This is a genomic window from Streptomyces sp. NPDC048659 (assembly GCF_040650575.1).
Classification (GTDB): Bacteria; Actinomycetota; Actinomycetes; order Streptomycetales; family Streptomycetaceae; genus Streptomyces.
This window is the reverse complement of the sequence record NZ_JBEZHM010000064.1, coordinates 1-12,631: the sequence shown is the minus strand read 5'-3', so window position 1 is coordinate 12,631 and position 12,631 is coordinate 1. Positions and strand designations below refer to the sequence as shown.

General features: G+C 75.7%; 11 protein-coding genes. 4 read left to right on the top strand and 7 right to left on the bottom strand.

All coding sequences use genetic code 11. From position 1 onward, the window contains the following. Positions 1-3 precede the first annotated feature (3 nt). From AB0C99_RS33360 to AB0C99_RS33350, 3 genes are all read right to left on the bottom strand, one after another. Positions 4-1,656, bottom strand: coding sequence for an acyl-CoA dehydrogenase family protein (locus tag AB0C99_RS33360; protein ID WP_362483232.1), 1,653 nt, complete (start codon positions 1,654-1,656; stop codon positions 4-6). Beyond that, the gene (locus AB0C99_RS33355) at positions 1,640-2,299 is read right to left on the bottom strand and encodes a TetR/AcrR family transcriptional regulator (protein WP_362483230.1); all 660 of its coding nucleotides are present in this window, start codon (positions 2,297-2,299) and stop codon (positions 1,640-1,642) included. The genes AB0C99_RS33360 and AB0C99_RS33355 overlap by 17 nt, the downstream gene beginning before the upstream one ends. A gap of 67 nt (positions 2,300-2,366) precedes the next feature. Then, positions 2,367-2,951, bottom strand: coding sequence for a TMEM165/GDT1 family protein (locus tag AB0C99_RS33350; RefSeq protein ID WP_362483229.1), 585 nt, complete (start codon positions 2,949-2,951; stop codon positions 2,367-2,369). Positions 2,952-3,300: 349 nt separating this feature from the next. Here AB0C99_RS33350 and AB0C99_RS33345 point away from each other — a divergent pair, with 349 nt between their 5' ends. The 4 genes from AB0C99_RS33345 to AB0C99_RS33330 all read left to right on the top strand — a co-directional run bounded on the left by AB0C99_RS33345 (position 3,301) and on the right by AB0C99_RS33330 (position 8,610). Further along, positions 3,301-3,957 (top strand): TetR/AcrR family transcriptional regulator, encoded by a 657-nt coding sequence (locus AB0C99_RS33345; protein WP_362483227.1) that lies wholly within the window; start codon positions 3,301-3,303, stop codon positions 3,955-3,957. Positions 3,958-4,019: 62 nt separating this feature from the next. Next, entirely contained in the window at positions 4,020-5,327 is a 1,308-nt protein-coding gene (locus AB0C99_RS33340; protein WP_362483288.1) for an MFS transporter, read from the top strand. Between the two features lie 39 nt (positions 5,328-5,366). Beyond that, complete coding sequence (locus tag AB0C99_RS33335; protein ID WP_362483225.1) at positions 5,367-6,512, top strand: PP2C family protein-serine/threonine phosphatase; 1,146 nt, start codon at positions 5,367-5,369, stop codon at positions 6,510-6,512. A 199-nt stretch (positions 6,513-6,711) separates the two neighbouring features. Next, positions 6,712-8,610 (top strand): CocE/NonD family hydrolase, encoded by a 1,899-nt coding sequence (locus tag AB0C99_RS33330; protein WP_362483224.1) that lies wholly within the window; start codon positions 6,712-6,714, stop codon positions 8,608-8,610. 98 nt (positions 8,611-8,708) lie between these two features. Here the strand turns inward: AB0C99_RS33330 and AB0C99_RS33325 are convergent, their stop codons facing one another. The 4 genes from AB0C99_RS33325 to AB0C99_RS33310 form a co-directional block, all read right to left on the bottom strand. Beyond that, entirely contained in the window at positions 8,709-8,927 is a 219-nt protein-coding gene (locus AB0C99_RS33325; RefSeq protein ID WP_362483223.1) for a heavy-metal-associated domain-containing protein, read from the bottom strand. Positions 8,928-9,056: 129 nt separating this feature from the next. Further along, the gene (locus AB0C99_RS33320; RefSeq protein WP_362483221.1) at positions 9,057-10,418 is read right to left on the bottom strand and encodes an NtaA/DmoA family FMN-dependent monooxygenase; all 1,362 of its coding nucleotides are present in this window, start codon (positions 10,416-10,418) and stop codon (positions 9,057-9,059) included. Beyond that, complete coding sequence (locus AB0C99_RS33315; protein ID WP_362483219.1) at positions 10,415-11,539, bottom strand: LLM class flavin-dependent oxidoreductase; 1,125 nt, start codon at positions 11,537-11,539, stop codon at positions 10,415-10,417. Before AB0C99_RS33315 ends, AB0C99_RS33320 begins: the two co-directional genes overlap by 4 nt. Positions 11,540-11,928: 389 nt before the next feature. Next, positions 11,929-12,513, bottom strand: a complete 585-nt coding sequence (locus AB0C99_RS33310) for a nucleosidase (RefSeq protein WP_362483218.1) — start codon at positions 12,511-12,513, stop codon at positions 11,929-11,931. Between the last annotated feature and the right edge of the window lie 118 nt (positions 12,514-12,631).

Sequence of the window (12,631 nt, the reverse complement as noted above, 5' to 3'; positions counted from 1 at the left end):
CGGTCAGGCCGACGGATACCCCGGCGCGCCCCGCTCGATGATCGCCGCCGTGTCCACGCCCGCCGGGAGGGTCCCGAAGGCGACGCCCCAGTCGCCGTCGAGGCGGGAGGCGCAGAAGGCGTCGGCGACGGCCGGGTGCCCGTGGCGGACCAGCAGCGAGCCCTGGAGCACCAGGGCGAGGCGCTCGACGGTGCGGCGGGCGCGGAACTGGAGGGCGTCCGGGTCGGCCGGCTCCGCGAGGTCCTTGCGGAGCCGGGCGGTGGCCGCGTCGAGCCGCCGGTCGGCGCCGGCCGCCCGGTCCACCTCCGCGAAGAAGGCCGCCACCGCCTCGGGCTGACGGGCCATCGCGCGCAGCACGTCGAGCGCGGCCACGTTGCCGGAGCCCTCCCAGATGGAGGGGAGCGGCGACTCCCGGTAGAGCCGGGGCAGCCCCGAGTCCTCGACGTAGCCGTTGCCGCCCAGGCACTCCAGGGCCTCGGCGGCGTGCGCGGGCGCCCGCTTGCACACCCAGTACTTGGTGACGGCGAGCCCGAGGCGGCGGAGCTGCTCCTCCTCGGCGTCCCCGGCCGCCGCCCGGTCCACGGCGCCCGCGAGGCGCAGCGCGGCGACCGTCGCGGCCTCCGCTTCGACGGCGAGGTCGGCGAGGATGTTGGTCATCAGCGGCTGGTCGACGAGCCGCGCCCCGAACGCGCTGCGGTGCGTGGCGTGGTGCACGGCCTGCACGAGGCCCTGCCGCATCCCGGACGCGGAGCTGACGGCGCAGTCGAGCCGGGTCATGTTCACCATCCGGATGATGGTGGCGACCCCGCGGCCCTCCTCGCCGACGAGCTGCCCGAGGGCGCCCTCGTACTCGATCTCGCTGGAGGCGTTGGAGCGGTTGCCCAGCTTGTCCTTGAGCCGCTGGAGCCGAATCGCGTTGCGGGAGCCGTCCGGCAGCACGCGCGGCACCAGGAAGCAGGACAGCCCGCCGGGCGCCTGCGCCAGGGTGAGGAAGACGTCCGACATCGGCGCCGAGGTGAACCACTTGTGCCCGGTCAGCGCGTACGTCCCCGGCTCCCCCGTCGGCTCCGCGCGGGTGGTGTTGGCGCGCACGTCCGAGCCGCCCTGCTTCTCGGTCATCGACATCCCGGCGATGATCCCGCGCTTCTCGGTGGGCACCCGCAGCCCGAAGTCGTACGCGGGCGAGGTCAGCAGCGGCTCGTACACCGCGGCGAGCTCCGGCGCGGCGCGCAGCGCGGGCACCGCCGCGTACGTCATGGAGACCGGGCACAGGTGCCCCGGGTCGGCCTGCCCCCACACGAAGACCTTCGCGGCGCGCGCCACGTGCGCGCCGGGCCGGGGGTCGGCCCAGGGCGCGGCGTGCAGTCCGTGCTGGACCGCCACGTTCATCAGCTCGTGCCAGTACGGGTGGAACTCGACCTCGTCGATCCGGTGCCCGTACCGGTCGTGCGTGTGCAGCACGGGGGAGTGCCGCTCGGCGAGCCGCCCCCACTCCTGCGCCTGCTGCCCGCCCGCCATCACGCCCAGCTCCCGGACGTCGGTCTCCGCCCAGCCGGCGCCCTCGCGCCGCAGCGCCTCCAGGAGCGCGGGGTCGGCGGAGACGTCGTAACCGGTCAGCGGCGGGACTTGGTTGGTGACCTCATGCGTGACGGGCATCGGGAGCTCCCAGGGCTCGGAGGGTGAAGGTGACCAGGGCGGGTACGGTGCCGGGCCCGACGGGCTCCGAGCTGTCGCCGTCGCCGTCGTCCTCGGTGGCGGTGGAGGGGCCGGTGAGCGGGCCGATGAGCGCCTCGGCGCCCGCGCCCACGAGTGCCGAGGCGGTCAGCCGGGCGTCCTGGGGCGGGAGTTCGCCGCTCGCGACCCCCGCGGCGATCAGCCCGGCGAAGACGTCGCGGAAGGCGCGCCGGAAGACGAGCCGCTCGGCGTCGACGGCCGGGTCGACCGGCTCGGCGAGCAGGGCGTAGGCGAGCCGGGGCGCCTTCAGGGCGCGCCCGGCGAAGGTCTCGATGACGGCGACGACGCGGTCGGCGGAGGTGCGGTGCGCGCCCAGCGCGGCGGCGGCGGAGACGGCGGCGACCTCCCGGCCCACGACGGTGCGGAACAGCTCGACGGAGAGCGCGGCCTTGCTGGGGAAGTGGCGGTACACGCTGCCGGTGGCGATCCCCGCCCGCGCGGCGACGGCGGCCATGGTGCACCCGGCGTACCCGTGCTCGGCGAGCAGCGCGAGGCCCGCCTCGACCACGGTGCCGCGCTGTGCGTCGAGACGGGCCTGGACCGCCGGAGTGCGTCGGTAGGGCATGGAAGGAGTGAAGCAGCGATTCACTCCTTCAGCAAGGCTCCGCCGGGCACCGGCGGGCCGTGTTCGCTCAGCCCGTGAAGATCTCCACGAGGGACCAGATCGCGAGCGCGGCCATGCACAGACCGCCGATGCGCTGCACGGTCTTGAGCGGGACGCGCTTCGCGATGAAGCGGCCCGCGACGAGCGCGAGCGCCGAGACGCTCATCAGGGCGGCGGCGGAGCCGATCGCGGTGGACCAGGTGCCGTTGGTGGCGGCGAGGTTGGCGGTGGTGATCTGGGTCAGGTCGCCCCACTCGCTGATGAAGACCGCCATGAAGGCGGTCGAGAAGACGGGCCAGAAGCCGGTCACGGTCTTGCCGCCGCCGTCCTCCTCGTCCTCGTCGCCCCCGCCGCGCAGCAGCATGAACGCGCCGAAGGCGAACAACAGGGCCGAGACGAGCTTGACGCTCCAGTCGGGCAGCAGCCCGAGCAGACTGCCGGCGCCCACGGCGATGGCCACATGGACGATGAAGGCGGTCGAGGTGCCGAACCACACGTACAGCGGACGCATCCGCGTGCCCATCGCGAGCGACGCGAACATCGTCTTGTCGGGAAGCTCGGCGAGGAAGATCAGCCCGAAGGCGGTGATGATCGCCAAGGGGTCGAGGTGCATACCGGGAGCTCTCTGCTCGGACCGGGCCCGGGCCGACACGGCGCCTGGGCTGGCGACGGGAGGACCACTCGGCCCGGCATGACGAACCACGCCCACTGGTGTGGACGTGGCGATGATGCCTGGCCGAAGGTCTCGCCCGTCCGCGCTTCCGCACGGACCCGGTCACCGGGAACCCGGGGGTTCCAGTGTGTCGACGACCGGTTCGCGGGGCTACTCCCCTTCGCTGACACCAGTGTAACGGACGGCTCGGCGGGGGCGGGGGTGGGGCTGGGGCTGTGGGCGGGGCTGAGGAGGAAGATGGACATCGGGGAGTAGACAGTGTCTACGAAGATCGACTAGAACAGCCCCCATGCCTCGTGAAACCACACCGCCCGCCCCCGCTCCCGCCTCCACCCCCGCCACCCCGCCCCCCGACACCGGGCTGCGGGAGCGGCTGGTCCTGACCGGGGTCGAGCTCGTCGACGCGGAGGGCGCGGGGGCCCTGTCGCTGCGCGAGATCGCCCGCCGGGCCGGGGTCTCGCACGGCGCGCCCCGCCGCCACTTCCCGACCCACCTGGACCTGCTCTCCGCCATCGCCCGCGAGGGCTTCCGCGAGCTCGGCGCCCGCGCCGCCCGCGCCGAGGAGCGCGCCGCGGCCGAGGGACGCGGGGACGCGCGGGGGCGGATCGAGGCCGTCGCCCGCTGCTACCTCGACTTCGCGCACGGGCGCGGCGGGATGTACGAGCTGATGTTCCGCCACGACCTGCTGGAGAGCGGCCGGCTCGGGCTGCGCGACACCAGCCTCCCGCTCTTCGCCCGCTTCGGCGCCCTGCTCGCCGAGGCCCGGCCGGGCGCCGACCCCGCCGTCGCCGCCGGGGCGCTCTGGGCCAACCTGCACGGCATCGCCCAGCTCCGGCGCTGGGGCAGCCTGTCCCTGGCGACCGGCACCGACGACGTGAGCCCGCTGATCGACACAGCCCTCGCCGCGTACCTCAGGCGTGTCTGCCCCGCCGACGGCACGCGGTGAGCGGCGCCGCCGCCCCGGCCCGGACCGCGCCCGCCGCCGCGCCCCGGTCCCGGCTCGCCGCCCTGACCTGCTCCGTCGTCGGCGCCGCCGTCGTCGCCCTGGACGGCACGGTGCTGACCGTCGCCCAGCCCGCCCTCCAGCGCGAGTTCGGCGCGGACCTCGGCCGGGTGCAGTGGACCAGCACCGGCTATCTGATCGCCGTCGCCGGACTGCTCGTGTTCGCCGGCCGGCTCGGCGACCGGTACGGGCACCGCCGCCTCTTCGCCGTCGGCTGCCTTGGCTTCGCCGCCGCGTCCGCCGGGATCGCCGCCGCCCCCGGGCTCGGCGCCGTGATCGCGCTGCGGGTCGCCCAGGGCGTCGCCGGGGCGCTGCTCCAGCCCGCCACCCTCGGGATGCTGAGGGCCGCCTATCCGCCCGAGCGGCTCGCCATGCCGGTCGCCCTGCGCACCAGCGCCATCGGCCTCGCCGCCGCGGCCGGACCGCTGCTGGGCGGCGCGCTGGTCGACACGTACGGCTGGCGCGCGGTGTTCCTCATCGGCGTCGCGCCCACCGCGGCCCTCGCCCTGCTGGCCCTGGCCGTCCCAGAGCACCGCCCCGCCGCCGACGGCCCGCCCGGGAGCCGCGGCGCGCTCGACCTCCCCGGGGCCGGTCTGCTCGGGCTCGCCCTCGCCTGCCTCGTGCACGGGATCGCCGCCGGATCCCCGGTCGCCCTCGCCGCCGCCGCGCTCGCCGCCCTCCTGCTCGTACGGCACGAGCGGCGCGCCCCGCACCCCCTGCTGCCGCCGGGGCTGCTGGGCCCGGGACCGGTCGCCGCCGGGCTCGGCGTGCTGCTCGCGGTGTCCGCCGCGCTCTCCGGCACCCTCTTCGCGGTCACCTTCCTCTTCCAGGACACCCTCGGCCTCGGCCCTCTGGACACCGCGCTGCGGATGCTCCCGCTCGCCCTGTGCCTCATGGCGGCGGCGCCCGCGGGGGCCGTGCTCCAGCGCCGCCGCGGGCCCCGGGCCACGGTCCTCGGCGGCATCCTGCTCATGGCCCTCGGCGTCCTGCTCCTCGGCCCGGCGGGCGGATCCGGCGGCGCGCTCGCGGCGGGTGCCGGGGCGGCGCTGACCGGGGCCGGGTTCGGGGCCGTGATGGCGACCGCGACCTCCGTCGTCGTGCGCCGCGCGCCGGCCGGGCACGCCGGGGTCGCGGGCGGGCTCCAGCAGACCGCGATGAACACCGGACCCGTCCTCGGCGTCGCCCTCGCCGCCCTGCTGCCCGGCCCCGGCACCGCCCTGCCCGTGCTCGCCTGTGTCGCCCTGCTCGCCGTGCCCGCCGCGCTCGCGCTGCCGGGCCCGCCCCGGGACACGGACACGCCACCGGCGCCGTAACGCCCGGGTCCGGAGCCGCCCCCTACGTACGATCGGGCAATGCCCACCCGCGGTCACCGCCTCCCCACGCCCAAGGGGACGCGCACCCAGTTCACGATCGGCCTCTCGCTGCCGCTGCTGGCCCTCGCGATGGTGGTGGTCCTCGACCTCGGCACCTCGCAGGGGCAGCACTTCGACCGGCTCCTGGTCATCGGCCCCGCGCTCGCCGCCGTCACCTGGAACGTGCGCGGCACCGTCGCCATCGGTCTGCTCGCCATGGCGCTGCGGCTGGGTCTTGCGCTGGCACAGGGGGATCCCGCCAAGGACATCCTGGCCGCCGAGGCTGTGCTGGCCGTCGTGATCGCCGCCGCCGTCTGGGTCAGCCGGGTCCGGTCCCGCTACGAGCAGGACATGCGGGAGGTGACGGCCGTCGCCGAGGTCGTCCAGCGGGTGCTGCTGCGCCCGCTGTCGCCCCGGCTCGGCCGCGTCGAACTGCACCTGCTGTACGTCGCCGCCGCCGCGAAGGCCCGCATCGGCGGCGACTTCTACGAGGCCGTCCGGGTCCCCGGCGCCGTCCGCGTGATGCTCGGCGACGTCCAGGGCAAGGGCCTCGGCGCCGTCGAGAGCGCCTCCGTGCTGCTCGGCGCCTACCGGGGCGCGGTCACCGACGCGCCCGACCTGCCCGCGCTCGCCGACCGCCTCGAAGAGGGCATGGAACGGTACGGCACCTGGGACCCCGGCTCCGACGTCGGCGAACGCTTCGCGACCGTGCTGCTGCTGGAGCTCCCCGACGACGAGGACGTCATCCGGCTGGTGAGCTGCGGCCACCCGGCGCCGCTCCTCCAGCACGCGGGCCGGGTCGCGCCCGTCGCGCTCACCGACCCGTCCCTTCCGATCAACCTGGCCGGGCTGCTGCCCTCCCGGCACCGCGTCGAGGCGGTGCCGTTCGGGCCGGGCGACCGGCTGCTCCTCTTCACCGACGGGGTCAGCGAGACCCGGAACCGGGCCGGCGACTTCTACCCGCTGGAGGAGCGCCTCGACACCTGGTCCGACGAGCCCGGCGACCGCGTCCTGGCGCTGCTCCACCACGACCTCGACAGCTACAGCGCGGGCGGCCTCGACGACGACGTGGCCGCGATGCTGCTGGTCCGCCCGCTGGAACCGGCCGCCGAACCCGCCGCCCGCGCCGGGACCCTCCGGGGGTAGCGGCCGGGCCCCCCTTTCAAACGTGCGAAACCGGGCGAGCGGTGTCGCCGCCGCCCCCGCGCGGTGTCTCACGCGCCCTTCGTGCGCTCCCTGGTGACACCGTCCGCCATGGTCCAGGCTTGCTGACCGTACGTCAGACGTCCGCAATGCGGACGTCCGTACACGGAACCGCAGGACCAGACGAGAGGACCGGGTGCACGTGCCCGAGGAGACCCCGCACACCACCTTCAGCTCCCTCCTCGCGGCCGGTGCCGCGCGGCCCGTCACGGACGCCGACGTCGCCCACGTCGCCTCCCGCGGCCTGTGGGCGCCCGACGGGACGGTCGACCCCTACGCCGCCCGGATCGGCCAGTGCCTGGCCGCCGCCCTGGAACCCGGCGGGCGCACGGACCTGCTGACCGAGGAGCTCGCCGAGCTCGTCGCGCAGGTGCGGGCGACCGCCCTCCCGCTCGTCACGGCCGTCGAGACCCACGACGGACTCGGCCTCTCCGCCTTCACCCTGCGCCGGCGCGCGCCCGGCCCGCACCCCCTGGTCATCCTCCCGGCCGCCTGGCAGCCCTTCGGCTGGGCGCCGTTCATGTACGCGTACCTCACGCTGGCGCTCAAGGGCTACCACGTCCTCGCTTACACCCCGCGCGGGCTCGGGACCCGGGGCCTGCCGTCCACCTCCCCGGGCTTCGTCGACCTCGCCGGGCCGAACGACCTGGCCGACGGCCTCGCCGTCCTCGACTACGCAGTGGAACGCTTCGGCCCCAGCGCCACCGGCTTCCTCGGCGTCTCGTACGGCTCAGCGATCGGCCGGCTCGTCGCCGCCCACGACCCACGCGTCCACGCCGTCGTCGCCCTCAGCTCCTGGGGCGACCTGGCCGGCGCGCTGCACGGCAACGGGGTCCGGCACGTGGCCGCCCTCGACGCGCTGCTCGCCCTGACCGGCGGCACGGTCGAGGAGAAGTTCGACGCCCGGAGCCGCGCGGCCCTCGCGGAGTTACGGGACGGCACGGATCCCGACGCTTCCGGCGCCTTCGCCGCCTTCGCCGCGCGGCGCTCCCCGCGGGCCCACCTGGAGCGGACCAACGCGCTCGGCACGCCGACCCTCCTGTCGCACGCCTGGCACGAGGCCCTCTTCCCGGTCAACCAGGCGGTGGCGGACTTCGAGGCGCTCACGGTGCCCAAGCGGCTCAACCTGTGGATCGGCGACCACCTCGTGCCCGAGGGGCGCGGGCTGCTGGCCCCGCCCGCACGCTCCGGAGACGTCAACATCCCGATGCAGGAGGCATACGCCTGGCTCGACCACCACCTGAAGGGCGAGCGCAACGGGGTCGAGCAGTGGCCGGCCGTCAGCAGCCAGGTGATGTTCACGTACCGGACGGTCCCGGTGCGCGACCCCGAGACCGGGCGGCCGACCGGCGAGCACCGGATCGTCGCGCCCGCGCTGCGCGAGGGCCGGCCGAGCTGGCGCGAGGCGACCGTACGGACCGAGCCCTACGCCCTGACCGGCGGCGGGGCGGGCGGGGCGGACGGCGCGCTCGTCGCGGGCGCGGGCGCGGGCTCGGGCGGGGAAGCGGCGGGCGGCTGGGAGCGGTCCTTCGTGGCGGGCGTGGACACGGCGGCCACCGTCCTGGACCGGATCGTGGAGACCGGGCGGAAGGAGTGGGCGGGCGACCCGAAGGTCTACGACACCCGCAAGATCGACCGCGTCCACGCCCTGGTCTGGACGACGGAGCCGCTCACCGCGGACCGGACGGGGGCGGGCGGCGGCGCCGGGACGGCGGCGCGGCGGATCCGGGGCGTCCCGGTGCTGCGCCTGGCCGTCCGCTCCACGACCGGCTCGGCGAGCCTCTTCGCCCACCTCTTCGACGTGGCCGAGGACGAGACGGCCCGGATCATCACCCACGAGCCGCTGAACGTCACCGGCCTGGGCCCCGGCGAGGTGCGCCGGGTGGAGTGGCGGCTGCAGGCCGCCGCGTACGACCTCGCGGAGGGGCACCGGCTGATGCTGGTGGTCGACAGCAGGGACCCGCTGTACCGGGACGTGGCGGCGGTCTGGACGCAGACCGTCGTCGGCGGTCCGGCGGCGCTGGAGCTCCCGCTCGGCTGACGCCCGCCCGCGCGCGGACGCGCGGACGCACGCGGGGGAGGGGCCGGGCATGCCGCCCGACCCCTCCCCGCCTCCCCTCCCCGGTCCCGCGCCCTGGGTCAGGCGCGGCCGTGGAAGTCGTAGCCGGCGTCGTCGATCGTGGTCGAGATCAGCGCGTCGTCCGGCTCGGCGGCGGTGTTGACGGTGACCAGGCCGGTGGAGATCTCCACGCTCACCGTGTCGACGCCGTCCAGGCCGCGCAGGGCCTCCGAGACGATCGCCTTGCAGTGGCCGCTGTTGACACCGGAAACCTTGTACGTGGTGGAGAAAGCGGACATGGGAACCTCCTGAGCGGGTGCGCGTGATACCCCGTAGGGGTATTCCGTTGATCCATTTGTACCCCCGGGGGGTATCCCGCGCAAGGAGGAGTTCCGGCCGACGGGCTCAGGCCAGGAACGCCGGGCGGGCTAGCCGGCCGGCAGCTCCAGGTGCTCCCGCAGCGTCGTCCCGGTGTACGCCGTGCGGTACACCCCGCGCTCCTGGAGCTCCGGGACCAGCAGGTCCACGATGTCGTCCAGGCCGTCGGGGATCAGGTACGGCGAGACGTTGAAGCCGTCCAGCGCCCCGTGCCGCACCCAGTGGGCGAAGGTGTCGGCCAGCCCGGACGCGGTGCCGACGTGCCCGCGCTGGGGGCCCAGCTCGATCACCGTCTCCCGCAGCGACCAGCCGTTGGCCTCCGCCCTGGCCCGCCAGGTGGCCACCACCCCGTGCGGGTCCGCGACCCGCGCCGAGCCGAACGCGCCCGTGTTCTCCTCGACCACCGGGTCCTCGGCCGGCAGCGGACCGTCGGCGTCTCGCTCCGACAGGTCGATGTTCCACAGCCGGCTCGCCACGGCCAGCGCCGTCGCCGGGGTGACCTGCTCCAGCCGCACCCAGCGGGCCTTCTCCTCCGCCTCCTTCTCGGTCGCGCCGATGACGATCTCGGTGGCCGGCAGGATGCGCAGCGCGTCCTCCGGACGGCCCGCCGCGCGCAGCCGCCGCCGGATGTCCTCGGCGAAGCCCAGCGCGTCCGCGAAGTCCTGCCCGTGCGCGGAGAAGATGACGTCGGCGTTGCGCGCGGCGAAGTCCCGCCCGGTCGGCGAGTCGCCCGCCTGGAAGATCACCGGATGCCCCTGGCGGCTGCGCGGCAGCGCCGGTACGAGGTCGACGTCGAACTGCTCGCCCGCCGCCCGGACCCGGCCGATGGTGCCGGGCACGGACCAGGCGCGGGCCTCGGTGCTCTCGCTCACCGCGCCCGGTGCCCAGCCGTCCCAGATCGCGCGGGCGACGGTCAGGAACCCCTCGGCGCGCGTGTAGCGGTCGGCGTGGTCGAGGAAGCCGCCGCGCCGGAAGTTGGCGCCGGTCCAGGCGTTGTCGGTGGTGACGACGTTCCAGCCGGCCCGGCCCTGGGAGAGCAGGTCCAGGCTGGCCAGCCGGTGGGCGAGGTCGGCCGGTTCGTTGAAGGTGGTGTTGGAGGTGGAGACCAGGCCGATCCGGTGGGTGACCGCCGCGAGCGCCGCGAGCTGCGCCAGGGAGTCGGGACGCCCGGCCACGTCCAGGTCGTGGATGTGCCCGTCGGTCTCGCGCAGCCGCAGCCCGTCGCCGAGGAAGAAGGCGTCGAACAGGCCGCGTTCGGCGGTCAGGGCGACCTTGCGGAAGGAACCGGGGTCGATCTGCGAGCCGCTGGCCGGGTCCGACCAGATGGTCCAGTGGTTGACCCCCTGGAAGAAGACGCCGAAGTGCAGCCGCGCGTCGGGACGGGGGACGTCGTACGGGTCGGTGCGGGTCATCGGTTCCCCTCCCGGGTCGTGGTGGCGGCGGTGGTCGCGGCGGCGAAACGGCTCTCGGGCCGGGGCAGTCCGAGGGTGGCGCGCAGGGTGGTGCCGGGCAGCGGGCGCGCGGCGACCCGCCGGGAGAACAGCTCGGGCAGCACCAGCCGGGAGAGCACCGACAGGTCCTCGTCGAGCACCAGCGGACGCAGCCGCACGCCGTCGACCAGGGTGCTCAACTCCTCCAGGAGATCGGCCAGTCCGCGCGCGGAGCCGGTGTAGCGCAGCCGGCCGGGGTGCCCGGCCCAGGCGGCGGAGCGGTCCAGGTCGGCGATCCGCTCGGCGGCGGTCTCGCCGGGGGTGTCCAGGGCGACCTCCAGCTCGGCGAACGCGAGGGGCGCGCCCGAGGCGGCGGCGGCCTCGCCGAGCAGCGCCGGGGTGGCGCCGTCGACCAGGGCCACGTCCACGAGACCGGGCGGGACGAGACCGGCGGGCGCGAGGACGACGGGGCGGCCCTGCGGCGGGCGCGGCACGATCGCCGGGCCCTTCACGCTGTACGTCTCGCCCTCGAAGTCGACGTAGTGCAGCCGCTCGCGGTCGAGGTAGCGGCTGGTGGCGACGGACCGGATGACGGCGTCGTCCTCCCAGGAGTCCCACAGGTCCCGCGCCACCCGCAGCCCGTCCACGGCCTCGCGGCGCAGCGCCGCCTCGCCCTCGACCCGGGGCCGCCCCCAGGCGCGGGCGGCCTCGGGGCTCTCCTCCACGCCGAGGACCCAGCCCGCCCGGCCGACCGAGACGTGGTCGAGGGAGGCGATCCTGGTGGAGACGTGGAACGGCTCGGCGTAGGTGGTGGCCAGCACCGGGGCCACGCCGATCACGCTCGTGGACCCGGCGATGAAGGCGGCCCGCTCGACGGCCCCGAGCCGCCCCGCGGGACCGCCGACGGCGGCGGAGGCGGGCGGCAGGATCGAGTCGTCCAGGGTGACCAGGGTGAATCCGGCGTTCTCGGCGACGGCCGCGACCTTGGCGGTCCGGCGCGGCGTCAGCAGCTCTCCGGGGGCGTGCGCGGCACGGCGCCACGCGGCGGGATGCGCACCGTCACCGTCGATCTCGACGGCCAGGTGCAGGGCAGGGTGAGGCATCGGGGGTCCTTCCGGAACGACACGGCGAACACGACGGCACACCGCCCGGGGCCGAGGACACGGCGATACGGGACGGGGCCGGCCCCGGACCGCGTCGAGGGCGCGGCGGCGGGGTGGGATTCAGCGGTGCGCGGAAGGACAGATGGCGGAGGCGGTGCGGCAGAAGTCGACATGCCGCCGGCAGCTCAGCAGGGCCCCGGAGCACACGACACCACGCCCGCGACGCGGCGCGGCGAGAGGTGCGGGCACGGGAGCCTCCAGGATCCGAACGGGAACGCCCCACCATAGGCAGGCGGTGTTCGGGGCTGTCAAGAAGCTTCTGACAGGCGGACATCGGCCCCGGCCGCACAGGGCGGATCGGGGCCGAGGAGAGGGGCGCTCCGGGCCCGTTACGCCCGGTTCGGGGTGTTCGCCGCCGCCCAGTCGGCGAGCGCGCGGGCGCAGTCGGCGACCGACTCGCGCCAGCTCCGGGCCGCACCCTCGCCCGCCTCGTCGCTGACGTGCTTGACCAGCCGGACCGGGACGCCCGCCAGCCGCGCCGCGGTCGCCAGCGCGTACCCCTCCATGTCCACCAGGGCCGCCCGCTCCGCGAGCCGCTGCCGCGCGGCCTCGTCCGAGATGAAGGCGTCGCCGGTGGCGAGGACCACGTCGCCGCCCGCCGGCAGGGAGAGGGGCGCCCCGTAGGTCTCACCCGTGAGGGTCGCGAGGAGAGCGCCGTCCAGGTCGTGCTGGATGACCGTGCCGACGACGTGGGTGCCGGTCCAGCCGGGGCGCAGCGCGCCCGCCGTGCCGAGGTTGACCACCTCGGAGGGGAGCGGGCCGCGGCCGAGCACGGTGGAGAGCGCCGTCGCCGCGTTCACCTTGCCCATGCCGGTGAGCAGGACCGGCAGGTCCGTGTCGAGGTACTGCGCCTCCTCCTTGACCGCGAGGACGAGCAGGGGACGGCCGGCGGTGATCTCACCCGAGAGTTCCATGCGCCTCACGCTACCCGGTGCCGCCTAGGGCCTGTCGTCACACTCCCGTCCGGAGCTGGCCAAGGCGCCGGGCATGACGCCCGACATGTTCCAGGTGATCGGCAAGGTCATCCACGAC